The sequence below is a fragment of the Dysgonomonas sp. UBA7710 genome (assembly GCF_002482385.1).
In the GTDB taxonomy this organism is placed as follows: domain Bacteria; phylum Bacteroidota; class Bacteroidia; order Bacteroidales; family Dysgonomonadaceae; genus Dysgonomonas.
In genome coordinates, this window is record NZ_DLFW01000024.1 from 176,971 (window position 1) to 202,636 (window position 25,666).

A 25,666-nucleotide genomic window follows, 5' to 3' on the forward strand; every position below is an offset into this window, starting at 1 on the left:
AATACATAAATGAGGAGAGTTGTTATAACAGGCATGGGAATTTATTCCTGCATCGGAAAAAATCTTGATGAGGTAAAAGACTCGCTATATCATGGCAAATCGGGTATAGGCATCGACCCCGAAAGGCTGGACTTCGGTTTCCTTTCCCCGCTGACAGGCATAATAGAAAGGCCTGACATGAAAAAACTTCTCGATCGTAAAAAGCGTAACTTCTTAGCCGAACAAGGCGAATATGCATATGTTGCTACTCTCGAAGCCTTCCGGAATGCAGGAATAGACGATGCATTCCTCGAGGCGAATGAAGTAGGTGTACTTTATGGAAATGATAGCAGTGCACTCCCTGTTATAGAAGCTGCCGATATTATCCGTAACAAGAAGAATACGGTGCTCGTTGGCTCAGGATCAATCTTCCAGTCGATGAACTCGACCGTAACAATGAATCTCTCGGTTATTTTCAAGCTGAGAGGAATCAATCTCACTGTTTCAGGCGCATGTGCCAGTGGTTCACATGCTATCGGATTAGCATACTTCCTCATCAAAAACGGTTTACAGGATTGTATCCTTTGCGGAGGCGCACAAGAAGTAAACCCATATTCGGTAGGTAGCTTCGATGGATTGGGAACATTTTCCAAATTGACAAATGAACCTGCCAGAGCATCCCGCCCATTCGACAAGAACAGGGACGGGCTTATTCCCAGTGGCGGTGCCGCCAGTCTGGTAGTGGAAAGCTACGAATCTGCGGTGAGACGCGGAGCTAATATTCTGGCAGAAGTAATCGGATATGGATTCTCTTCAAACGGGGACCATATATCTACTCCGAATATAGACGGGCCCATCCGTTCTTTGGAAATGTGCCTGAAAGACGCGAATGTAAAACCAGAGAAAATCGGATATATAAATGCGCATGCCACATCTACTCCTATCGGCGACATGAATGAGGCTAAAGCGATCAGCATAGTACTCGGGGAGCATAAACCGTTTGTAACATCCACAAAGTCGATGACAGGACACGAAATGTGGATGGCGGGAGCCAGCGAAGCAATCTATTCGATATTGATGATGAATAATAATTTCATAGCCCCGAATCTTAATTTTGAAGAAGCAGACGAAGCCTCGGCTTTGCTTAATATACCTAATAAACGTATCGATACATCATTTGACATGTTCCTTTCCAACTCATTCGGTTTTGGAGGGACAAATTCAACCCTGATAATTAAAAAATTCAAAGAGTAACTAGTCTTTTATGGAAATGACGAACGAGGAGATAATAGAGAAAATAAGAACTACTTTAGCCGAAGAATTCGAAGTAGATGTAGAAACTATCCAACCGGATGCGCCTTTGATCGAGACATTGGAAATGGATAGCCTCGACTTTGTAGATATGGTCGTACTGATAGAACAGAATTTCGGATTCACCGTAAATGGTAATGACTTTGTAAATATAAAAACTTTTCAGGATTTCTATGATTTTATCATAGAACATCTCGACAAGCCAAATGACGGAATGGAAGGGTAAAACCAGAGGAGGAGTATTCGGATACCTTTTCTTTATCTTCCTGATAAAGAAAATCGGAATTACTGCGGCTTATATATTTTTAAGCACTATCGTCTTATACTTTATCCCCTTCGCGCCAAAAGCTACCGGAAGTATCTGGTACTATTCCCGTAAGGTACTAAACAAAAGCATTTTTTCCTCTATCGGAATGCTCTTTTGTAGCTATTACAGGTTTGGGCAAACGCTGATAGATAAAGTTGCTATCGGCAACGGAATGAAAAATAAATATAATTTCTGTTTCGAAAATTATAAAAGTTTCCTTGATATACTGAATGCCGACACGGGAGCAATTATAATCGGGGCACATGTCGGCAATTGGGAAATGGGTACACCGTTCTTTGAGGAATATGGTAAAAAAATCAACATCCTTTTATATGACGCTGAATATAAGAGGATAAAAGAATTACTTCAAAAAAATTCCGTTCCGGCCGGTTTTAAAGTAATTCCTGTAAATGACACTGATCTGAACCATGTATTTGCTATAAAGGAAGCTTTGGATAATAAAGAGTATATCTGTTTTCAGGGCGACCGGTATATCAATGAAGAGAGACGCCTGAAGGGTATATTCATGGGAAAAGAAACCAGCTTTCCATCCGGGCCTTTTCTATTAGCGGCAAAGATGAAGGTCCCCGTAGTATTTTATTTTGCCATGCGCGAACCTAAAAAATCGTACCGGTTCCATTTCATCGTGGCTGTACCTGTTTCTAAAAATGAAAAAGCAAAGCCTGAACAACAATTACTCGACCAATACATTCCGGCACTCGAAAATATTCTGAAAAAATATCCGGAACAGTGGTTCAACTACTACAATTTCTGGAACGAAAAATAAAGCATTACAATCCGACTAACATATAATCAATCATGAACTTGTTTCCTTCCTTACAAAAAAGATATTCCGAAGAGCAGTTTTCAGCGGCCAAAGCACAACGGATGGCGCAGGAAATAGCCTTTGGCCCTATTGTTTTTCAGGTATCACGGCTTATGCTCAAGTTTGGTATTTTCGAATTATTATCAGAGAGCCGGGAGGGACTAACACTAAATGAAATATCGGAACATAAAAAGCTATCCCGTTATGCAGCACAAGTATTGCTGGAGGCTTCGCTTTCGATTGGTACTGTATTGATAAAGGATGATAAATATACTCTGTCTAAGGTCGGGTGGTTCTTATTGAACGATGAAATGGCACGTATCAATATGAACTTTAATCATGATGTAAACTATTCAGGGCTATTCAATCTGGAAGAAGCACTTCTGAATGGAAAACCTGAAGGACTGAAAGTTTTTGGCGAATGGCCGACAATATATGAAGGCCTGTCAAAGTTGCCTGAGAATGTACAAAAAAGCTGGTTCGATTTCGACCATTTCTATTCCGATAATTCTTTTTCACAAGCATTGGAAATCGTCTTTGCAAACAGTCCCCGTACATTGCTCGATGTGGGAGGTAATACAGGCCGCTGGGCCATGAAGTGCGTTGAATTCGACACCGGAGTAGATGTTACTATCATGGATTTACCCCAGCAACTAGAACTGATGAAGGAACAAACTTCCGGCCGGACAGGCTCCGACCGCATACACGGGCATGGCTGTAATCTGCTGGATAAAGAAGTGCCCTTTCCAAAAGGCTTCGATGCTATATGGATGAGTCAGTTCCTCGATTGTTTTTCGGAAGAAGAAGCTACAAGTATTTTGTCCCGTGCCGCAGCATCTATGGAAAAATCTTCGTTCCTTTACATTATGGAAACATTCTGGGACCGTCAGAAATTTGAAACAGCAGCTTATTGCCTCACTCTGACCAGCCTGTATTTTACGGCACTGGCAAACGGCAACAGCAAGATGTATCATTCGGATGATATGATACGCTGTGTAAAAGCAGCCGGACTGGAAGTTAACGAAATACACGACGGATTGGGATTGGGGCATAGCATTATGGTTTGCAAACGAATATGAGTAAGCTGGTAATAACAGAAGAAGGAGGTATATTGGACTTAATTCCGCAACGTCCGCCAATAGTGATGGTCGATAAGTTTTACGGAATTGAAGGTGACTGTTCATATACGGGACTGACAATCAGCCCCGGTAATATTTTCATTGAAAACAATTATTTCAAGGAACCCGGTATTATAGAACATATCGCGCAATCGGCCGCAGCACGTGTGGGATATATCTGTAGGCAAAATAATGTCGCCGTACCACTCGGCTTTATCGGATCTGTAGACAAGATGACAATTCACATCTTACCAAAGGTAGGTAATGAACTGCATACCGAGATAAAAATAATACAGGAAGTCGCCGAAATCACCCTGATAGGTGCGACAGTAAAAATCGGAGATAACCTTGTCGCCGAATGCCGTATGAAAATATTTTTGAAAAAGGAATGAAAAAACATAAATACAGAGCTAAAGAACCCGCGCTAACAGACAGAACTACTATAAAAGTCCGTTTCAGTGAAGTAGATTCCATGCGTATTGTATGGCATGGCCAGTACATCAAGTATTTTGAGGATGGCCGGGAAACCTTTGGCAAACGATATGGAATCGGTTATTGCGACATTTACGAAAACGGATACACTGCACCCATTGTCGACCTCACCTGTCAGTATAAGCAATCCTTATCATTCGGGGAAGAGGCTATTGTGGAAACAAACTATATAGCTTCGGACGCTGCGAAAATAATATTTGAATATACTGTTTATAAAAGTGATGGTGAGACAGTTGTCGCCACAGGAAGTACAGTTCAGGTATTCTTAAATTCTAATAATGAACTGGAGTGGACAAATCCCGATTTTTATCAGGAATGGAAGAAGAAATGGAATATCTGAATGACATATACATTACCGCCGATAACATTATCAGTTCTTTAGGATTTACGACTAAAGAAAATGTCCGTGCCATTAGCCTGAATAAATCCGGGATTGCCCCTGTCAAAGCAGGAAAAATCTCCGATGCACCAATTCTTGCCGGGTTAATTAATTCCGATATCCTGAACGAACTGACAGAAAAGCATAGCCTGCAAGAATTCAGCAAGGCCGAACAACTCTCCATATTATCAATTAAGGACTTATTATCGCAAAAAGATATAGATCTGAAGCAGTGTGGTTTCATTCTTTCTACAACAAAAGGGAATGTAGACTTACTGCAACATCATACAGAAAACATTGACAGGAACGTTTTTCTCAGGGAAAGTGCGTCTAAGATTACAGATTACTTCGGAATGGACGATAAGGCTATGGTTGTCTCCAATGCCTGCATATCGGGAGTATCAGCTCTTATTATCGCCCGTCGCTTACTCCTGAATGGTGACTATAAGCATATAATCGTTACGGGGGTAGATGTCCTTTCTCATTTTATTACCAGTGGTTTCCGGTCGTTTCGTTCCCTGAGTGAAAATCGTTGCAGACCTTACGATAGTGAAAGGGACGGGTTAAATCTGGGAGAAGCCTGTGGAAGCATCCTCCTGTCCGCAGAATCCGAAACGAACAATATAATTATCAGAGGCGGGGCAATAAGCAACGACGCCAATCATATATCAGGCCCTTCACGCACTGGTGACGGCCTGTACTATGCAATGAGGGACGCAATGGATGAAGCCGGGGTAACAGCCAATGACATCGACTGCATAAACCTGCATGGCACTGCAACCGTTTTCAACGATGAAATGGAGGCGAAAGCTGTTCATCTGGCTCAATTGGAAAAAGTCCCGGTCAATAGCCTAAAGCCGTATTTCGGGCATACATTGGGCGCATCGGGAATTATTGAAACAATTATTTGCGCACACCAATTAAAAGAGAACGTCATATACGGTACATCAGGTTATCAGACAAATGGTGTTTCACAATCCCTGAATGTAAGTAATAATCACATCTGTAGAAAGACGATAAACACCTGTTTTAAAACGGCTTCCGGCTTTGGCGGTTGTAATGCTGCTATTATATTATCCAAAATACCTTCGCATAAGTCAATCGAGCAGGGAACATTTTTATTCAACGAAATAAAGAGCTGTATTATAGAGAATAGTTCTATAAAAGTAAATGATGAAGTCATATTTAAGTCCACATCCGGTAATTTTGCTGTTTTCATCCGCGAAGCATACAAAAATGCAGGCGACAGCAACCAGAAGTTCTATAAGATGGATGACCTCTGCAAACTGGGATATATAGCAGCGCTGCATTTACTAGATGGAATCACTTTTAATTCCGATGAAATGGGAATTATCTTATCCAATTACTCTTCGTCATCAGATACGGATTTAAAGCATCAGCGGATAATAGATGAAGGTGGAGACGATGCTGCCAGTCCGGCTGTATTCGTTTATACACTGCCCAACATTGTTGCCGGTGAAATATGTATCCGTCATAAAATACAAGGTGAAAATACCTTCTTTATCGAATATCCCGATAGTTCGGAAAGACAGGAAAAATATGTAAAACTCGCCATGAACAAGAGTAAATTACAATTTTGCATCACCGGTCGGTGCGAATATTTTGCAAATAAATACAAAGCTGAATTCAGACTCATAAAGAAAGATAAAATATGGAAGAATTGATAGAAAAACTGAAAAAAGAACTGATACAGGAATTAAATCTTGAAGAAATGACTCCCGAAGATATAGATGCCGATGCCCCGTTATTCGGAGACGGCTTGGGTCTGGATTCCATCGACGCTCTCGAAATTATCCTTATCCTCGAACGTAATTACGGTATCAAAATCAAAAAGCCTGGAGAAGGCGAAGGACGCGAAATATTCAGGTCGGTAAGATCATTAGCCGAATTTATTTCTACACATCAGAAATAATGAAGATTTACATTACAGGAACAGGTATTGTATCGGGTATAGGCATAAATACAGAAGAAAACCTGTATGCTATCCGGCACAAAAGTCATGGTATGGGCAAAGTCACTCTTTTCCCTACCAGCCTCGATGTTCCTGTAAGTGAGGTGAAATATACAAATGAGCAGCTTAAAGAGTTATTAGCTCTACCTTCCGGTAAAACATACTCCCGAACTGCTTTGCTTGGAATACTGGCGGCGAAGGAGGCCTTATCGGATTCAAATATAGATGTAAAGGCTCAACGTACCGGACTTATATCTTCCACCTCGGTGGGCGGTATGGATTTAAGTGAAAACTTTTACGTCGATTTCCGGAAAGATGAGGAAAAGGGCCGTTTAAGGGATATTGTTTCGCATGATTGCGGCGACAGCACTCAAAAAATTGCGTCCTATCTGGGTATAACCGATTATGTAACAACAATAAGTACAGCCTGTTCTTCCGCAGGAAACGCGATAATGCTGGGGGCAAGGATGATTAAAAACGGATTGCTGGATGCTGTTATCGTCGGAGGAACCGATGCTTTATGTAAGTTTACCTTGAATGGCTTTAACTCGCTGATGATTCTGGATAAAGAACTATGCAAACCATTTGACAAATCCCGTGAGGGCCTGAATCTGGGCGAAGGTGCTGGTTATCTAGTATTACAATTAGAAAAAACATTAAAAAGAAAACCATATTGTATCCTCTCCGGCTATTCCAATGCAAATGACGCTTATCACCAGACAGCCACTTCTCCCGATGGAGACGGGCCGTACCTGTGTATGAAAGAAGCTGTTGAAATGGCAAATGTACTTCCCGGTGATGTGGACTATATCAACGTGCATGGTACGGGAACGCCTAACAACGACCTGTCGGAAGGGAAAGCGATCATACATCTTTTCGGTGAGGGTACACCTAAATTCAGTTCATTGAAACCGTTTATAGGGCATACATTAGGAGCTTCGGAAGGGATAGAGGCGGCCTTATCCGTATTATCCATATCTGAAGGAATCGTTTATCCGAACCTCAACTTTAAAAAACCGATAGAAGATACGAATCTTATTCCTGTTACAGAATGTGACGAAGGCTTACCGATCAAACATGTCTTATCCAACTCTTTCGGATTCGGAGGGAATGATTCTTCTTTACTTTTTTCGGCAATAGAATAGACTCTTAGTTATGAAAAGACCTTGTTATATAAACTCATTCGCATCTATCCACCCCGATGGTATTACCGGAGAAAGCGGGATGCTGCATGCGGTGGAGCCTGATTACAAGCACATCATAACCAACGCGAATATGCGCCGCCGTATGAGCCACATTGTAAGGATGGGTGTTGCGTGCGGATTGATTTGTCTGGAACAAAGTGGAAACAAAAATATAGATGCCATTATTACAGCCACCGGACTTGGATGCCTGACCGATACAGAAAAATTTCTGGATAATCTCATAGAAAATGAGGAGCAATTGCTGAATCCTTCGGCTTTTATACAATCTACATTCAATGTCATAGGCGCTCAGATCGCCCTGATTACAGGCTGCCATTCTTATAACAATACCTATGTGCACCGCGGCCTCAGCTTCGAAAGCGCCCTGATCGACGGCATGATGAGGATATGGGAAGGTGACAATCAGGTCCTGATCGGTGCTGCCGATGAAGTGTTACCCGCCGGGCATACTATCTTGAAAAGGCTGGGTATGCTCGATAATATTATATTGGGCGAAGGCTCCCAGTTTTTTACATTAGCGGCTGAAAAAGAATTATATACTGTTGCAGAACTGGCAGCTGTCAGGACATTTACAGGAAAGCTGTCTTCGGAGGAGATGCTGCACAGGATAAAGATATTCCTGACAGAAAACAATATAGAATCGATTGATATACAACATCTTATCACAGGTAAAAATGGAAACACAACCGATGACCTGGTATATAATGTTGTGGAGCAATTATTCCCATCCACCTCATACTCGACATTCAAAGACATTTGCGGGGAATACCCGACCGCTTCGGCTTTCGGTATGTGGAAAGGATTAAGTCGATTGAAAGAATCCGGTGATATACAATACCTGCTTATCTACAACCATTATTACACTGTAAATCATTCATTGATATTATTGAAAAAATGCTGATTTTCATTTCATCCATAGCCGCTATACTGCTTATATTCCTCATCTATGCCTCTTACAGCATCCGGTCGGGAATATACTTAAAAGCATTATGCCGGAATGAAAAGAAAGGAAAAGTAGTAGCACTCACATTTGACGACGGGCCCGACAAAGAGCAGACGCCCAAAGTGCTTGATATTCTGAAAGAATATGATGTCAAAGCTACTTTTTTTTGTATAGGCAGCAAGATTAAAGGTAATGAGAGTATCCTGTCAAGGATGAAAGAGGAAGGCCATTTAATCGGTAACCATACTTTTAATCACTTTTTTTCGTTTCCTTTGTATGCGTCGCAACGAATGAGAATGGAGCTAAGCGATTGCGAAAAGGCTATTGAGGAGGTAACAGGAGAAAGAACGATATTGTTTCGTCCGCCTTTCGGAATCACCAATCCGACCATAGCAAAGGTGGTCAGGACAATGGGTTATCTGACTATTGGCTGGAGTATCCGCTCTTTAGATACATGTAAGAAAGAAAACACGGTATTGAAGCGAATAAAGCGAGGACTAAAGGCGGGAGCAGTCATTCTCTTACACGATCCATTGCCGCAGAGTGACAGCCTGTTACGAAAAGTGCTCGATCTTCTGAAAGAAAACGATTACATCATAGAGAGGATAGATAAATTATTTGATATACCTAAAACAACGAAATGAAACGCATATATATTTGTTATTTACTTATTTTCATTTGTATAACGCAGATAAACGCGCAGATGAAAAAGATGGAAGATGTGAAAGCCTTTAATGAACGGGTTCTCCGGGAGGCTGTATCTGTAAAAAGTATAGAAAGTGATTTTACTCAAATAAAGCATCTCGACCTGTTTAATGAAGATATAACTTCAAAAGGTAAATTCTATTACAGGCACAATGATAAAATAAGTCTCGATTATAGTTCCCCTACAAAATACCTGATTGTTATAAATGCCGATAAACTAAAGATAGTTTCGGATGGTAAAAAAAATGTTGTGAACCTGAAATCGAATAAAGTCATGAGCGAAATGAGAAGTATGCTCGCCGCGTGTATGTCGGGCAATATTTCGCAAATATCAGGCTATAACATGGAATACTTTGAAGATAGCAACTCCTATCTGATAAAAATAAAACCAACCAATAAATCTGTACAGGCATATATCTCAGGCTTCGATATTTATATGGACAAAAAAGATATGTCGGTATCCAAATTGCGTATATCGGAGAATGCCACCGATTATACCGATTACCTGTTTCAGAACAAAAAGTTTAATACACTGACAGATGACAAAAAGTTTTCAGTTAATTAGTATCCTGTTGGTATGCCTTACTTTCGTCTCCTGTTCTAAGAATACATATCCGCTGAAAACAGGGCCTGCTCCTATTATATCCGTTGGGAATAAAGCGCAGAAGTATAATATGACGCTGGATTTCGGAGGCAAACATTTTAACGGTATGCTTATCGCAAAAACAATGGAAGATGGTGAAATACGCATTGTCGCATCTACCATGTTCGGGCTTAGTCTGTTCGATTTCGGAATGAAAGGTGAAAACTGGAATGTTTACAGTTGTATAGAGCCTATGCGGAAAGACCGTATACTGAAAATCTTTGAAACTGACTTCAAACTGTTATTTTTATCCGGCAGGAACGTTAAAAAAATAGAAAAAACAAAAGAATATACTAAATTTGTAACAGGAGGAGGTATCTCCAAGGGGGTGATTTATGCCACACCTGAGACAGAAAACGATTCTGAGAAAATACAAATAAAGCACTCCTGGCTACGATTAACTATCGGACTGGAGAAAATGGGAGAAAACAATGTTATTGAATGATTTTTACGAAATAACCGATGTAATGAAAGGTGAGCCCGCTCATCGTTTAAGAGTGAAGCTGAATCCTTCGCATCGCATATATGAAGGACATTTCGCGGGACAACCGATAGTTCCGGGAGTATGCACATTACAAATCATAAAAGACTGCGCCGAAAAACTATCCGGTAAAGAGTATATGTACGCATACATATCCTCCTCAAAGTTCCTGTCATTGGTCGACCCCATGGTTAACGGCCTGATAGAGTTTAATATTTCGTTAAAAGATACAGACGATAACCGTATCTCCCTGTCCGCAGAAGGAAAATATCAAAACACAGATACCGTATTCATCAAAGTAAAAGCAACTTTGAAAGAGATTGAAAATGAATGAATCCGTAGATACTATAATATGGCAGGAGAAATTAAATAATCTCGGTATCGTTGTTATTATCCCTACATACAATAACGACAGGACTCTCCTATCCGTTATCGAAGGGGTAAAACAATACAGCAAACATATTATAGTGGTCAACGATGGCTCTACAGACACAACATCCGGAATACTGAAATCCATCCGCGGCATTCAGATCATTACCCACACAAAAAATAAAGGAAAAGGCTATGCTCTCAAAAATGGATTATCAGCAGCAAAAGAACAGGGATTCAGATATGCGATAACGATAGACTCCGACGGACAGCATTACCCAGCCGATATACCTGCTTTCGCTAATGAAATAGAAATACATCCTGATTCTATGCTTGTGGGGGCAAGAAATCTGACAGCTAATAATATGCCGGGTAAAAATACATTTGCCAATAAATTCTCGAACTTCTGGTTTCAGCTGGAAACAGGTATAAAACTGGAAGACACACAATCCGGCTATCGCCTTTATCCGCTCCATCATATAGGAAAAATGAAGTATTGCACAGCCAAATACGAATTCGAACTGGAAATGATCGTATTTCTGGCATGGAAAGGTGTGAATGTAAAAAATATCCCTGTAAATGTATATTACCCGCCACAGGGCGAACGGATATCGCACTTCCGACCGTTAAGGGATTTTACACGCATCAGCATACTGAATACAATACTTGTTATAGTCACCTTCTTGTGGATATTACCCTTGAAATTTTTCAGGAAACTGACATGGACAAATATCCGCGCTTTTATAGATAAGGAAATACTAAAGTCGAAAGATTCGAACAGAACCATGACACTATCCATTATGTTGGGGATTTTCATGGGGATTGTTCCCATATGGGGTTATCAGATGATTGTGACGGTTTTCCTTGCCCATTTTCTGAAACTGAACAAAGTAATTTCGCTGGTTGCTTCCAATATCAGTATTCCCCCGGTAATGCCGTTCCTTTTGTATGGAAGCTATGCCACAGGCTGCTTTCTTACAAATAGCCCGGTATCGTTCGATATCACCGATGTTTCATTGGAAAGGATGAAAACGGTCTTGTTCCAGTATCTGACCGGCAGTATAGTTTTCGCTTTGGTTTGCAGCATGCTGGCAGGTATTATATCGGCAAGTTTACTGCTGATATTCAGAAAAAGGAAACAGGCAGTAGATATTTAAGTAATCAAACAAATTAATGACATATTTAAACGTTCTATTATTTAATGTAATTTTTACTACGCACAATCAGAGATTGCTTGTGTTCCTTTTGGCCAAAGCCCCAAAAGGAACCAAAAACTCTTTAGCGCCCGCTTCAAAGGCCGACCCGTAACGGACTAAAAGACGAAACGGAAAAACTCGCTCTAAAGATTGTATAATCCGAATCAGCGATTAAGCTCAAACACGTTTCCGTTTTTTTCGTCTTTTCATCCTACGGGTATCCCGTCCATGAAGCTAACGGCGCAGGCTGACGCACGATAAGGCTAGCGCATATTGAGCTTAGGGACTTTGCCCTCACTATGGCGTCAGCCTCTACGCATTAGTGACGCAGGCGGGGAAACCCACACGGTACAGGCGGCGTAGAAAGAGACGGGGCGATAGCCCGTTCGTCACTTTCAGCAGGCAAACCGATTGTGGGTCGCCGAGGAACGAAGCGCTAGCTTTTTGCTTCCTTTTGGGCAATGCCAAAAGGAAGGACAAGCCCGGGAGGGCGCGGCAGTAATGAGCTAAAGCCTCCAATCTAAAATTAAGATGGTGACTATACATTAAATAATAGAACATTTAAACGTATAAATAAATGTACAATACTTAACATAGAGTGTAAATGAGTAACTTTTTCGTCAACCTATATAATTATTTCGCACGGCATAAGATAATCCTCTATTTATCGCTGGTTGCAAGTATAGCCATTATGGGTTATTTTGCCCTGCAACTCAAATTCGAGGAAAATATCACCCAGTTCTTTCCTGATACCAAAAACGAACAAAACCTGAATACTGTTTTCGACAACCTGCGTATCAAGGACAAGATTATTGTCATGTTCTCGTTCTCGTCATCAGATAAGGAACAGGACAACGATACCGCAGTATTGACAGAAAGCGCGACCTTATTCGCAGATAGCCTGTTGGCCCGGACACAAGGAACATATGTAAACAATATACTCCTCCGCATAGACGACAGTCTGAAAACCGAGATGCAGAATTTCGTCTATGACAATCTTCCGATCTTACTCAGCGACAGCGATTATCAGCGTATAGATTCCTTGTTTTCAAAAGAAAAAGTCGCATCAGTTATGCACCGAAATTATTCCAATCTGTTGTCTCCGGCCGGAGGCTTTCTCAAAGAATACATTATGAGAGACCCTCTCAGTCTTGGAGGAAATGCACTGAAACGCCTGCAAGACTTCCAACTGGATAGTAATTTCGAGCAACAAGACGGATACATCTTCTCCAAAGACGGCTCCATGTTGCTGCTGTTCATTACTCCTACATACAGCATGGGAAGTACGGGGCAAAACGATAAACTGATTTCAGCTATCGAAAAGGAAATAGCCGCTATTAACAAAGACTACCCTTCGGTAAAAGCCGAATACTACGGAGGCCCTTCTGTCGGTGTATATAATGCCCGTCAGATAAAAGAAGACTCCATACTGACAATCACTCTGGCACTGGTTATAATCATTGTTTTCATCCTGCTGGCCTTTAGACAAAAGAGAACTATCTTCCAGATCATCACACCGACTATCTTCGGGGGCTTGTTCGCCCTCTTTATGATTTCACTCTTGAAAGGTAGTATTTCGTCTATCGCCGTCGGTTCCGGCTCCATAATCATGGGCGTCGCGCTGAGTTATTCCATACACATGGTCGTACACCAGAGCCATGTCGCGTCTGTGACGCAACTGATAAAGGAACTCACCTACCCTCTCACTGTCGGTAGTTTTACAACAATCGGCGCATTCTTAGGATTACTTTTCACCAGTTCGGAATTATTACGTGACTTCGGGCTTTTTGCGTCTATGACGCTGATAGGTACAATTATCTTCTGCCTCATATACCTGCCTCACTTCCTCGACGGGAGGGTTCATCAGAAAAGAAGCGCATTGCTCCGCTTTATAGAGCGCTTCAATGCTTACCGCTTCGATAAAAATAAATGGCTTGTAGGCGGTATCTTAATATTAACGGTCATCTGTATATTTACTTCACGCAATGTGGGTTTCGATACCGACATGATGCATATGAATTATGAACCGGAACATTTGAAAGAAGCTGAACAGAAATTGGCTGAAATCGTAGATAACGATAAGAAAAATATCCTGTTTGTAAGTGTAGGTAAAAATACAGATGAAGCAATACAAAACTATAATGCGACCAATAAAAAATTATCAGTACTAAAAGGACAAGGCCTGATTAACAACTTCGCTTCCGCCGATTACTTCCTTATCCCCGAAGATATCCGGCAAGAACGTTTACAAAAATGGAATAATTACTGGACTGCCGGGAAGAAAGAATTTTTGAAAACAACGCTGAAAAGCGAGTCTGCAACATTTAATTTTCGTCAGGACGCTTTTGCCCCATTCTACAAATGGATAGATTCTGACTTTACCCTGCATAAAGATATTACAGAGACAAACCGGATATTAAACGACTGGCAAACTAATGTGCCGGGCCTTACCCTGCTCATTTCACAAGTGCAGCTCGATGATAAAAATAAGGAAGAAGTATATCAACATTTCAATAATGGTAATGAAGTTGTGATTTTAGACCGTTCCTTCTTTACAAAGAAGTGGGTATCTGCTATCAATGATGATTTTTATCTGATTTTATTCATTTCATCATTCCTCATTTTCATCACTTTACTTATATCTTACGGACGTATCGAATTAACACTGATTAGTTTCTCCCCAATGTTTATCAGCTGGATTATCATTATCGGTATCATGGGAATATCCGGGATGGAATTCAATATCATCAATATCATCCTGTCCACTTTCATATTTGGTATCGGGGACGATTTCAGTATATTTATTATGGACGGTTTACAGAATAAATACCGGACAAATAAGCCTGCGCTGAACGGACATAAAACAGCCATCTTCTTTTCGGCTTTCACCATTATTGTAGGAATGGGAGCCTTGATTTTCGCACAGCACCCCGCTTTGCAATCTATTTCATTGATGTCTATCCTCGGAATGATAGTTGTGGTTCTGGTTTCATATACTATTCCTCCTGTCATCTTCCGCATCTTTATGTCTTCACAGACAACAAAAGGGCTGCCGCCATATACACTGGCCTCTATTTTGATAACCGCCTTTATATACGGGCTATTCCTTGCCGGATGTCTATTTCTCCGCATAACCATTTTGTTATTGTATCTTGTTCCTGTAAAGAGAAGTAAAAAGCGGCAATTCATTTGCTACCTGATAATGCTCAACTGCCGGTTCATCTGCTTTGCAGGATTTATACTGAAGAAAAAGAAAGTAAATACCGGTGGCGAAACATTTAAGAAACCCGCCATTATCATAGCCAACCATCAGTCTTTCCTCGATATACTCCTGTTGCTTACGCTCCATCCTAAAATGGTAATGGTTACAAACGAATGGGTATGGAGATCTCCGTTCTTTGGCGCAGTAATCAGGTATGCAGGCTATTTTTATACAGGCGAAGGATATGAAAATTCGGTATCGCATATCAAAGAACGTATCGATGAAGGATACTCCGTTGTCATATTCCCTGAAGGTACACGTTCATACGATGGAAGATTGAAGCGCTTCCACAAAGGTGCGTTCTATCTATCTGAGGCACTGAAACTGGATATAATCCCCATCATATTATATGGCACGGGGATGGTTATTTCAAAATCACAGCCATTCTATCTGAAACGGGGAATAATAGCAACTAAAATCCTGCCCCGCATTACTTATGAAGACCGCTCGTTCGGAAACACTTATAAAGAAAGGACAAAAAACACGGCGGCTTACTTCGCATCCGAATATGCAAAAGTTTGCACAGAATATAATACGGCCATCAATCCGTATTTCTATCATATGCTGGTAAAGAATTACATCTATAAAGGGCCGGTGATGGAATGGTATGTACGCATAAAGGTGAAAATGGAAAAAAGCTATAAAATATTCGATGAACTGATACCTGAGAGGGGGCAAATCACAGACATCGGTTGCGGATATGGCACTTTAGGATATATGCTTGCCATGCTATCACCTGACAGGCAGGTATTAGGCATAGATTATGATGAAGATAAAGCCGGAGTCGCCCGATACGGATATTTACATAAAGAGAATACCGCTTTTGTACATGCCGACGCATTGGAATATCCGCTACCCGAAAGCGATGTGTTTATACTGAATGACATGTTGCACTATATGGATAACCAGAAACAGGAATCGTTATTAAAAAGATGCGTGCAGAATCTTAATGACAACGGTTTGATTATCGTTCGTGACGGAGATAGCCGGGATAAGCAAAAACAAAAACTGACAAAGTTATCGGAGATATTCTCTACCCGTATATTTGGTTTTAATAAAACAAAAGAAGAACTTTGTTTTACTTCGGCTGAAAAGCTGTATGAAATAGCAGAAAGCTGTAATATGGCAATAGAGAGCTTCAAAAACGATAAATATACGTCTAATACTATTTTTATATTTAAGAAGAAAGAAGAGAAAACAAATGGGTAAATACGATATCATTATAGCCGGAAGCGGATTGGGCGGTCTCGAATGCGCTGCCATTCTGAGCAAGGAGGGATACAATGTATGCGTGCTTGAAAAGAACGTGCTATTCGGTGGATGCCTGCAAACATACATCCGGAAAGGACATCAATTCGATACAGGGATTCATTATATCGGTAGTCTGGATGAGGGACAGATAATGAACCAGTATTTCAAATACTTCGGTATAATGGATAAGCTGAACATAAAACGTCTCGACACCGATTCTTTCGACACCATATTCTATAAAGACAAAATATATAATTACGCTGTTGGCCACGACCATTTTGCAGATACGCTGGCCCAATCTTTTCCCCATGAACGGGAAAACCTGAAAACATATACCTCTATCCTTAAAGATGTGAGCAGGCTCATAGATGTGGATAACCTGAAAAAAGGAAATATAGCACAAAACGGCATGAAATATTTTTATACTTCGGCTACTCAGATGATAGCTGATACGGTCAAGGATGAAACACTGAGAAGCGTTTTAGCCGCTACATCCATGCTGTATGGAGGGATAAAGAATAGTTCGACTTTCTATCATCATGCGATGACCAATAACTCGTATATCGAAAGTCCGTACCGTTTTGTAGACGGAACCATGCAGATAGCCGAACGGCTGATAGACGTTATCCGGGCGAATGGAGGTACCGTATTGAACAATAAGGAAGTTACCCGCCTGATAGTAACGGACAATCAGGTAACGGCCGCAGAAGTAAACAATGAAGAAATATTCGAGGCCGATCATTTTATCTCCAATATCCACCCCAAACGCACATTGGAGATACTGGAAAAGAGCCGCTATATAAAAAACGCTTATATATCCCGCATCAATGCTTTGCCTAATTCATTCGGAGTCTTCACAACGTATCTGGTGATGAAGCCGGATTCTCAGCCTTATATCAACAGTAATTATTATGTGCATGGAACTGATAATGTATGGTATAATGACGATTCGTCCAGAGATAAGATCAACAACGCCCTGCTCTGCTTCCAATGCAACAGCAATAGTGACTATACGGATATAATCTCGATATTGACGCCAATGTATATGTCGGAACTGAAAGAATGGGAAAATACCACTGTGGGCAAGCGGGGGGATGATTACATCGCTTTCAAGAAAGCCTATTCAAACAAAGTACTTGAGTTTCTGAAAGGCAAAGGATTCGATTTCTCCGGTAAGATAGAAAGTATATATAGCACCACACCGTTAAGTTACCGTGACTATACGGGAACGCCTTATGGCTCGGCATACGGTATAGTAAAAGATTGTAAGTTTCCCGAATTAGGTTTTATTTCCACAAAAACGAAACTGAAAAACCTTTACTTTACAGGCCAGAATATGAATGTACATGGTGCTCTGGGGGTAACGCTCACATCCATGTTCACTTGCGCCGACTTTGTAGGTCAGGAATATTTAGCTAAAAAAGTAGGAAATGCATAAATTGTTGAAAAAAGGCCTGAAGACCGGATTATATGTGCTGCTGATATTCATTCTCGCTTTTGGCGGAATTATCGGCTACATGTATTTTTCAGCGGATATGTGTGTACCAGAAATAGAGGAAGAAGTCCCCCGCTACAAACTGACAGAAGAACCTGATTACCGTCAATGGGGTGATAATTATCTCCGCAAGAGTGAAAGCGGATTGTGGGAACTGAAAGTCTCCGGTAGCGATTATGAACGGGGCATCGCCATAGGAGAGATGTCGAAAGACCTGCTATATTACCAGGAAAAAGTATTTGTAGACCAGATAAAGATACTTGTCCCATCCGAAAATTACCTGCGGTTCCTTGGCTTCTTTACCATCCTATACAACCGTAATCTGGGAAAGAATATACCTGAAGAATACAGACGCGAAATTTACGGGATATCCCATTCCTGTTCCGATGAATTCCATTATATCGGCACTCCCTACGAAAGACAGTTAAACTACCACGCCGCACATGATTTAGGACATGCCATGCAAGACTATATGCTCGTAGGATGCAGTTCCTTTGCTACATGGGGTACGGCAAGCGCCGATTCAACATTGGTAATCGGCCGCAATTTCGATTTTTATGCAGGGGATGATTTTGCAAAAAATAAAGAAGTACAGTTCTATGCGCCCGAAAAAGGTTATAAATTCGTATCTGTAGCCTGGCCGGGGATGACCGGCGTATTATCGGGAATGAATGAGGAAGGGCTGACTGTAACAATTAATGCCGCAAAATCAACCATGCCTGCGTCCGCTAAAACGCCAATATCCATCCTTACAAGAGAGATATTGCAATATGCGTCAACAATTGAGGAAGCGTATGAGATTGCGAAAAAAAGAGAGACTTTTGTATCCGAATCCATCCTTATAGGTTCAGCGAAAGACAAGAAAGCGGCCATTATAGAAAAATCGCCTGATAAAATAGGTTTATTCACTACCGATGAAGAACAAATTATATGTACCAATCATTTCCAATCCGAAATATTCGCTAAGGACGAGCGAAATCTCGAAAATATCCGTACAACAGACAGCCAATACCGTTTCCGGCGATTGACAGAGCTCCTTGATAAAAACAAACCTTTAGATGCGAAAAAAGCGGCCTCTATCCTTCGCAACACAAAAGGATCGGGAGATAAGGAAATAGGCCTGACAAACGAAATGGCAATCAATCAGTTTATCGCACACCACTCGGTCATATTTAAGCCCGAACAGCGAATAATATGGGTATCTACCCACCCCTGGCAAATGGGTAAATATGTAGCCTATGACCTGAATAAGATATTCGGGGAAGATACGGATTTCAGGAGAGAGGTATATTCCCCGGAATACACTATTCCCGAAGATTCATTACTATATGGCGATATGTTCAATAACCTTATGGTATATAAGGAGCTGACGAAAGATATAAAAGCTAAGACAAAAGAGAAGAGTTCCGTATCTTCCGGAATATTAAATAAATATGAGGCTTCTAATCCCGAATATTATCATATGTACGAAATAATCGGGGATTATTACCTGTCGCAAGGAGAAATAAAGAAGGCGAAGGATTACTGGCAAAAAGCATTGACAAAAGAGATACCGAAAGTCTCCGAAAAGGAACGGATATTGAAAAAAATCAGGTCATAGACCTATTTATTACTTTGTTTAGATTAAATACAACAAGCACTTAGATTGAAGTTATATATCATTAAATACTTTCTTTTGCTTAAAATGACAACCCAATGAAAAAGCACCCCGACATACAATTTCAGCCTGCTATCAAAATCAAAGAATATCAGGAAACGAAATTACAAGCTGCTCTGCAATACCTAAAAGAACACTCTGCTTTTTATCAAAGGATGTTCGAAGAACAGAATATTGACATAAACGGGATCAAGACAATTGAAGATCTACGGCAATTGCCCGTCACCACGAAGAATGACCTGCAAAAATACAGTGAAGATTTTATTTGTGTAGAGAAGTCCCGGATTATCGATTATGTAACTACATCGGGGACTCTGGGCGATCCCATCACATTTGTTCTCACCAGCAAAGATCTCGACCGCCTCGCCTATAACGAATACCTGTCTTTTACCACCGCAGGATTTACCAAAGATGACATCATGCAATTGATGACAACTATAGACCGCCGTTTCATGGCCGGGCTGGCTTATTTCCTCGGAGCGCGCGAACTGGGCATGGGTGTTGCCCGTGTGGGAAACGGAATACCCGAACTTCAATGGGATACAATAGAACGGATACAGCCCACATGCGGGATAGCAGTCCCCTCATTCCTTATAAAGCTGATAGATTTTGCCGAAAAAAATAAGATCGATTATAACAACAGCTCTGTAAAGAAATGCCTTTGCATAGGAGAATCTTTACGCAAAGAGAACTTCGAACTAAATACTTTGGGTAGACGCATCCAGGAAAAATGGAGTTCCATGCAATTATACTCCACGTATGCCTCTACCGAAATGCAGGCATCATTCACGGAATGCGACGGCTTTTGCGGCGGCCACCTACAGCCGGAACTGATTATAGTGGAATTTCTGGACGATAACGACAATCCTGTCGGAGAAGGCGAGTCCGGAGAAGTCACGATTACTACTCTGGGAGTGGAAGGTATGCCCCTCCTGCGTTTCAAGACAGGGGATGTATGCTATCACTATACCGAACCTTGCAGCTGTGGCAGGAATACCACACGCCTGAGCAGCGTATTGGGACGCAGAGGCCAAATGATAAAATATAAGGGAACCACACTTTATCCACCGGCCTTATTCGATATACTGGACAATATACCTCATATCAAGAACTATGTAGTTGAAGTATTTACCAACGATCTGGGAACAGACGAAATACTAGTGCGGGTAGGCTGTGATGAAAACAGGAGCGAAGCTTTTATAAAAGAAATCAAGGACTTGTTCAGATCAAAGGTTAGAGTTGCTCCAAACATAACTTTCGAATCCCCTGAATATATTGCGCAGATTCAGACTCCGCCTATGAGCCGGAAAGCTGTTAAATTTATAGATTTACGGTAATTCTTTTGATAAGAAGAGGCTTTTTCTTACATTTGGTATAAAATCACTAATAAAATCTTATTTATATGAAAAAATTAGTTTTACTTATCGCCCTATTGGCCAGCGTATGCGGTTTTGCACAAAAAAAAGAGGTTTTAAAAGACATTGAAGCTATTAATTTCTACGGAGTTGATTTTTCGCATGCGAAGGTATATGGTGCAAAAGAATCCGGTGAACATTTTAAATATGCTTTTCAGGATATAAACAATCTATTCATTACAGAAGCAAAAAAATATGACATTGCTAAGTATTTGAGAAAAAGGGTTCTGGGTATTTATGTTGATGATGTTAAAGCACGTATATCAGATCTTAAAGCGGACAATATATTTACTACTGACGCTGCATATCAGCTAGAGGACAACACAATAAAAGACATCATAAAATCCCTTTCGATAAAAGAGACTGATGGCACGGGGGTAATCATCATAGCAGAAAGATTAAGTAAGGCAAAAAACAGAGGATACTTCGATGTCGTATTTTTTGATATAAAAACCCGTAATATCATTGATAGCTGGAAATCTGATGGTAAGGCGCAGGGATTCGGCCTTCGCAATTTCTGGGCTCACTCGGTACGCGAAGTACTGAAATTCAGCGAATCTGCATTGAAATAAGAGTCCTGTATTCGTACCAGAGCCTTTTTGTTTATTCAAATAACAACCTAATTAATAACGATTTAAATCTTTCAGACAATAGTCCTGAAAGATTTAAATCGTTTATAGAATAATCGTTTGGCATAGGCTCATAGTTAAAAGTAAAACTTTGTTTCACAGTATAGATAAATATAAAATCATTGCTGGAACCGGCATGTACGAGAACATCAAAAGTAGGAACTTTTGTTTGAACACAATGCAGGCAGCGCCTATGCCGAACCAAGAGAAGAAAATATAAATTCCATGTATTATGCCGATCAGTATTTGAAAACTTTATCTATATATTTAGCTGATAGTTGATAGTTCTTTGATACTTTTAAATGAAGCCGTCCAGACTTTTCAAAAAAAGTTTCTTTTTATCTGTTTTTATTCTCTTTGTCATGTTGAACGGTAGTGAATTGAAAATCGACGGAGTCAAAATCGTTGAAGCGAGACAAGGCAAACATCCCCTGAAACGAGATTCTTCGTACCTCAGAAACAACGTTCGGCAGAGCGAAGCGGAGCCAATGACAAAATAATACTAAAATAAAAAGTCCTGACGACTTTAATGTATAAGTTTTTAGTATCCTGGTTTATCAGAGGATAAAAAATAAAGGAATAAAAATAGTGCAAAATGTGTCAAGTTTGTCAAGTTTTTATATAGTGTCCTTCTGTAAATTTTTGTACACTTGTGGTAAAGAAAAATTTATCCCCTAAGTACATAAGAATAAAAAACATGAAAAAAGTGTCAAGTTTGTCAGATTTTAACAAGTATAAGTTTTAAGTAAATAAGTAAAGAATTATGTGTTACTTCTCCCTGCAAGCAGCAACGAGCTACAAATTTTTATCAGCCCGCATTGCTAAAGGCTAAAAGCGATTGGCTAATAGCAGGAAATAATGACAATAAAAAAATAGTGTAAAATGTGTAAAGTTTGTCAAGTTTTTATTAACTCACACCTTGTAAAACACGGTGAGAAAATGATAAGTTGGTATATCAATATAAAATAATAATACTATGTTTTCAAAAGAAACCTACATCAACCGCCGCAACCAATTGAAAAAAACAATAGGTTCCGGTATTCTATTATTTCTCGGAAACGACGAGTCCGGAATGAATTATGAAGATAACACCTACCCTTTCCGTCAGGATTCCACATTCCTCTATTTCTTCGGGCTTCCATATGCCGGATTGGCCGCAGTTATCAATATAGATGAAGATAAGGAGATTATCTTCGGAGATGAGCTTACTATCGACCAGATAGTATGGATGGGTACACAGCCTACCTTAAAGGAAAAGAGCGAGAGAGTCGGGGTTGCTAATACCCGGCCTTATTCTTCTCTAGGCGATTATCTGTCAAAAGCGGCAACTAAAGGACAGAAAGTGCATTACCTGCCAACTTACAGAGCAGAACATAAACTCAGGCTAATGGACTGGACGGGTCTTAAACCTGCACAACAAGAGGCCTCTCTCCCATTTATTCAGGGTGTAGTAAATCAACGCATCTATAAATCGGAAGAAGAAATCGCTGAAATAGAAAAAGCCTGTGATATTACAGCCGATATGCACATTACCGCGATAAAGAAAGTCCGTGTAGGGATGAAAGAATATGAGGTAATGGCTGCTCTGGAAGAAGTAGCCTATGCTGCCGGAGGAAGACTCTCCTTCCCTACTATCGCCACAGTAAACGGGCAAACATTACACAATCATTATCACGGAAATACGGTAAAAGAAGGAGATATGTTCCTCATTGATGCCGGTGCGGAGACCGAAATGGGCTATGCAGGCGATATGTCGTCTACTATACCTGCCGGAAAGAAATTCTCATCCCGCCAGAAAGATGTATATGATATTCAGGTAGCTTCACATATTGCATCGGTAGAAGCATTACGGCCGGGTATCCCGTTCAGGGAAGTATATGAACTTTCGGCGAAGGTCATATGCGAAGGGATGAAATCGCTGGGCCTGATGAAAGGCGATATGGACGAAGCTGTACAGGCCGGTGCTCATGCGATGTTTTTCCAGTGCGGACTGGGACATATGATGGGACTGGATGTACATGATATGGAGAATCTGGGTGAAGTTTGGGTCGGATACAACGGAGAGCCCAAAAGTACGCAATTCGGACGGAAATCGTTACGTTTGGGACGGAAACTGGAACCTGGTTTTGTTCTTACTATCGAGCCGGGTATCTATTTTATTCCCGAACTTATAGATTTATGGAAAGGTGAAAAGAAATTCGAAGAATTCATCAATTACGACAAGCTGGAGGCATACCGCGATTTTGGCGGATTGCGTAACGAAGAAGACTTTCTTATTACAGAAACAGGTTCCCGCAGATTAGGTAAAAAGATACCATTGACTACCGAAGAAGTAGAAGCTTTAAGATAACGATGCAGGACAGCAATAAAGCGCTTATTTATGGCGGCATTGCCGTATTAAGCTGGTCTACAGTAGCTACGATGTTTAAAATGGCGCTGAAGTATTTCTCTCATTTCGAGATGCTTTTGGTTGCCAGTTTTACCGCGCTACTTATATTCAGCATAGCAATGACTATTCTGAAAAAATGGACAGACCTGCAAACTCTCCCTGCCAGACAGTGGGGATGGTTTGCATTGGTCGGCTTATTGAATCCTGTAGCATACTATCTGGTTCTTTTCAAATCGTATGCCTTATTGCCAGCGCAGGTAGCACAACCGATAAACTATGCCTGGCCGATTGTATTACTCGTTTTGCTGGCTATAATTGCCCGCCAGCCAATACCTAAGATGAAGTATATCGGTATGGCACTATCTCTCGGAGGAGTAGCTCTTATATCGTTAGGTTCGGGTGGTATAAGCGGGCAGAGTTTACCTATTACAGGATTGCTACTTGCCTTTCTTAGTGCATTTTTATGGGCAACTTATTGGATAGTAAACAATCAGAACAAAAAAGTGGATGGAATAGTTGCATTATTCCTCAGCTTCCTGTTTGGCTCGTTATATTTACTGATAGGAGCTTTGTTTGCAGGAGTCAGTCTGAATTCTGTGCCCGGAATATTATCCAGCATTTATGTAGGTGCTTTTGAGATGGGGATACCGTTCATCTTTTTCGGGCTGGCTATCAGGAAAACGAATAACCCGGCTCTGGTGAATCAGATGTGCTATTTATCGCCGTTTATTTCCCTTTTCCTGATTCATCTGATATTAGGGGAGCAAATATACGTGACTACATATCTGGGATTATTTCTGATTGTATTTGGTATCATATTCAATGAATACCTGACAAAGTATTTACGTAAAAGGCTATTGACTAAATAAAAAAAGCCGGAATCAACCGGCTTTTTACACTATATTCGGACTGATATTATTCAGCACCTTCTTCTTCATTCACCGGGGCAATCAGTTTATAACCTTTACCGTGGATATTGATAATCTCAATACTTGGATCAGGTTTCAACAGTTTACGCAACTTTGTGATATACACGTCCATGCTACGGGCATTGAAATAGTTATCATCAACCCAGATTTGTTTCAGGGCATGATTTCTTTCCAATATGTCGTTAGCATGAGCACACAACAGAGCTAATAGTTCTGCTTCTTTAGTGGTCAGTTTAGTACTTTCACCATTGATAGTCAGAATTTGCTTTTGAGTATCAAAGTTCATATTACCGAATTGGTAAACCTGTTGTTCTTTGCTCCTCTTTCCTTTTACACGACGGAAGATAGCCTCGATACGAAGAACAAGTTCTTCCATGCTGAACGGTTTTGTAATATAGTCGTCAGCTCCGGCCTTAAAGCCTTCAAGGATATCATCCTTCATATTCTTAGCTGTTAAGAATATGATCGGAATTTCTGTATTGATTGCTCTGATTTCTTTTACCAGAGTGATACCGTCTTTTTTAGGCATCATCACATCCAGAATACACAGATCGTACTTTTCTTTTACAAATCCTTTGTATCCAACTTCTCCATCAATGTAAAGGTCAGTGTCGTAACCTTTTGCCTGAAGATACTCTCTTAGCAGCATACCAAGATTCTCATCATCTTCACATAAAAATAATTTCAATTTTTCTTCCATAACTTACTTATTT

Annotated in this window: 24 protein-coding genes; 22 read left to right on the plus strand and 2 right to left on the minus strand. The window is 40.6% G+C overall.

Annotation, left to right across the window (positions count from 1 at the left end; all coding sequences use genetic code 11):
• The first annotated feature begins 9 nt into the window (after positions 1-9).
• The 15 genes from B3317_RS08690 to B3317_RS08760 are packed head-to-tail and all read left to right on the plus strand — an operon-like array spanning position 10 to position 11,887.
• Entirely contained in the window at positions 10-1,233 is a 1,224-nt protein-coding gene (locus tag B3317_RS08690) for a beta-ketoacyl-[acyl-carrier-protein] synthase family protein (protein ID WP_291110690.1), read from the plus strand.
• Between the two features lie 16 nt (positions 1,234-1,249).
• Positions 1,250-1,516, plus strand: a complete 267-nt coding sequence (locus tag B3317_RS08695) for an acyl carrier protein (protein WP_006801508.1) — start codon at positions 1,250-1,252, stop codon at positions 1,514-1,516.
• Complete coding sequence (locus B3317_RS08700) at positions 1,497-2,384, plus strand: acyltransferase (protein WP_291110692.1); 888 nt, start codon at positions 1,497-1,499, stop codon at positions 2,382-2,384. Before B3317_RS08695 ends, B3317_RS08700 begins: the two co-directional genes overlap by 20 nt.
• A gap of 32 nt (positions 2,385-2,416) precedes the next feature.
• Positions 2,417-3,502: a class I SAM-dependent methyltransferase gene (locus B3317_RS08705; protein WP_291110694.1), complete on the plus strand. Its 1,086-nt coding sequence runs from the start codon at positions 2,417-2,419 to the stop codon at positions 3,500-3,502.
• The gene (locus tag B3317_RS08710) at positions 3,499-3,933 is read left to right on the plus strand and encodes a hydroxymyristoyl-ACP dehydratase (protein ID WP_291110696.1); all 435 of its coding nucleotides are present in this window, start codon (positions 3,499-3,501) and stop codon (positions 3,931-3,933) included. The genes B3317_RS08705 and B3317_RS08710 overlap by 4 nt, the downstream gene beginning before the upstream one ends.
• Positions 3,930-4,373: an acyl-CoA thioesterase gene (locus B3317_RS08715; protein WP_044216849.1), complete on the plus strand. Its 444-nt coding sequence runs from the start codon at positions 3,930-3,932 to the stop codon at positions 4,371-4,373. Before B3317_RS08710 ends, B3317_RS08715 begins: the two co-directional genes overlap by 4 nt.
• Entirely contained in the window at positions 4,361-6,097 is a 1,737-nt protein-coding gene (locus B3317_RS08720) for a beta-ketoacyl synthase N-terminal-like domain-containing protein (RefSeq protein ID WP_291110860.1), read from the plus strand. The genes B3317_RS08715 and B3317_RS08720 overlap by 13 nt, the downstream gene beginning before the upstream one ends.
• Positions 6,085-6,345, plus strand: coding sequence for a phosphopantetheine-binding protein (locus tag B3317_RS08725; protein ID WP_291110700.1), 261 nt, complete (start codon positions 6,085-6,087; stop codon positions 6,343-6,345). Before B3317_RS08720 ends, B3317_RS08725 begins: the two co-directional genes overlap by 13 nt.
• The gene (locus B3317_RS08730) at positions 6,345-7,529 is read left to right on the plus strand and encodes a beta-ketoacyl-[acyl-carrier-protein] synthase family protein (protein WP_291110702.1); all 1,185 of its coding nucleotides are present in this window, start codon (positions 6,345-6,347) and stop codon (positions 7,527-7,529) included. The genes B3317_RS08725 and B3317_RS08730 overlap by 1 nt, the downstream gene beginning before the upstream one ends.
• Before the next feature lie 10 nt (positions 7,530-7,539).
• Entirely contained in the window at positions 7,540-8,490 is a 951-nt protein-coding gene (locus tag B3317_RS08735; protein ID WP_291110705.1) for a beta-ketoacyl synthase chain length factor, read from the plus strand.
• Positions 8,484-9,176 carry a polysaccharide deacetylase family protein gene (locus B3317_RS08740; RefSeq protein ID WP_291110707.1) on the plus strand — a complete coding sequence of 231 codons (693 nt, stop codon included), beginning with the start codon at positions 8,484-8,486 and terminating at the stop codon, positions 9,174-9,176. The genes B3317_RS08735 and B3317_RS08740 overlap by 7 nt, the downstream gene beginning before the upstream one ends.
• On the plus strand, positions 9,173-9,802 hold the full coding sequence (locus B3317_RS08745) for an outer membrane lipoprotein carrier protein LolA (protein ID WP_291110709.1): 630 nt from the start codon (positions 9,173-9,175) through the stop codon (positions 9,800-9,802). The genes B3317_RS08740 and B3317_RS08745 overlap by 4 nt, the downstream gene beginning before the upstream one ends.
• Entirely contained in the window at positions 9,777-10,325 is a 549-nt protein-coding gene (locus tag B3317_RS08750) for a hypothetical protein (RefSeq protein ID WP_291110711.1), read from the plus strand. Before B3317_RS08745 ends, B3317_RS08750 begins: the two co-directional genes overlap by 26 nt.
• A complete protein-coding gene (locus tag B3317_RS08755) occupies positions 10,312-10,695 on the plus strand; it encodes a hydroxymyristoyl-ACP dehydratase (protein WP_291110713.1) in 384 nt (127 codons plus the stop codon). Before B3317_RS08750 ends, B3317_RS08755 begins: the two co-directional genes overlap by 14 nt.
• Positions 10,688-11,887 carry a DUF2062 domain-containing protein gene (locus B3317_RS08760; protein ID WP_291110715.1) on the plus strand — a complete coding sequence of 400 codons (1,200 nt, stop codon included), beginning with the start codon at positions 10,688-10,690 and terminating at the stop codon, positions 11,885-11,887. The genes B3317_RS08755 and B3317_RS08760 overlap by 8 nt, the downstream gene beginning before the upstream one ends.
• A 351-nt stretch (positions 11,888-12,238) precedes the next feature.
• Here the strand turns inward: B3317_RS08760 and B3317_RS08765 are convergent, their stop codons facing one another.
• The gene (locus B3317_RS08765) at positions 12,239-12,472 is read right to left on the minus strand and encodes a hypothetical protein (protein WP_291110717.1); all 234 of its coding nucleotides are present in this window, start codon (positions 12,470-12,472) and stop codon (positions 12,239-12,241) included.
• A 58-nt stretch (positions 12,473-12,530) separates the two neighbouring features.
• Between B3317_RS08765 and B3317_RS08770 the strand changes: the two genes are divergently transcribed.
• From B3317_RS08770 to B3317_RS08800, 7 genes are all read left to right on the plus strand, one after another.
• Complete coding sequence (locus B3317_RS08770; RefSeq protein ID WP_291110719.1) at positions 12,531-16,397, plus strand: trifunctional MMPL family transporter/lysophospholipid acyltransferase/class I SAM-dependent methyltransferase; 3,867 nt, start codon at positions 12,531-12,533, stop codon at positions 16,395-16,397.
• Positions 16,390-17,877 (plus strand): phytoene desaturase family protein, encoded by a 1,488-nt coding sequence (locus B3317_RS08775; protein WP_291110721.1) that lies wholly within the window; start codon positions 16,390-16,392, stop codon positions 17,875-17,877. Before B3317_RS08770 ends, B3317_RS08775 begins: the two co-directional genes overlap by 8 nt.
• Positions 17,870-19,534 carry a C45 family autoproteolytic acyltransferase/hydolase gene (locus B3317_RS08780; protein ID WP_291110723.1) on the plus strand — a complete coding sequence of 555 codons (1,665 nt, stop codon included), beginning with the start codon at positions 17,870-17,872 and terminating at the stop codon, positions 19,532-19,534. The genes B3317_RS08775 and B3317_RS08780 overlap by 8 nt, the downstream gene beginning before the upstream one ends.
• A gap of 95 nt (positions 19,535-19,629) precedes the next feature.
• On the plus strand, positions 19,630-20,928 hold the full coding sequence (locus B3317_RS08785; protein ID WP_291110724.1) for a phenylacetate--CoA ligase family protein: 1,299 nt from the start codon (positions 19,630-19,632) through the stop codon (positions 20,926-20,928).
• Between the two features lie 65 nt (positions 20,929-20,993).
• On the plus strand, positions 20,994-21,578 hold the full coding sequence (locus tag B3317_RS08790) for a hypothetical protein (RefSeq protein ID WP_291110726.1): 585 nt from the start codon (positions 20,994-20,996) through the stop codon (positions 21,576-21,578).
• A gap of 1,033 nt (positions 21,579-22,611) precedes the next feature.
• A complete protein-coding gene (locus B3317_RS08795) occupies positions 22,612-23,985 on the plus strand; it encodes an aminopeptidase P family protein (protein ID WP_291110728.1) in 1,374 nt (457 codons plus the stop codon).
• Between the two features lie 2 nt (positions 23,986-23,987).
• Positions 23,988-24,893 carry a DMT family transporter gene (locus B3317_RS08800; protein WP_291110730.1) on the plus strand — a complete coding sequence of 302 codons (906 nt, stop codon included), beginning with the start codon at positions 23,988-23,990 and terminating at the stop codon, positions 24,891-24,893.
• Positions 24,894-24,939: 46 nt separating this feature from the next.
• Here the strand turns inward: B3317_RS08800 and B3317_RS08805 are convergent, their stop codons facing one another.
• Positions 24,940-25,653 (minus strand): response regulator transcription factor, encoded by a 714-nt coding sequence (locus B3317_RS08805; RefSeq protein WP_006801484.1) that lies wholly within the window; start codon positions 25,651-25,653, stop codon positions 24,940-24,942.
• Positions 25,654-25,666: the final 13 nt, after the last annotated feature.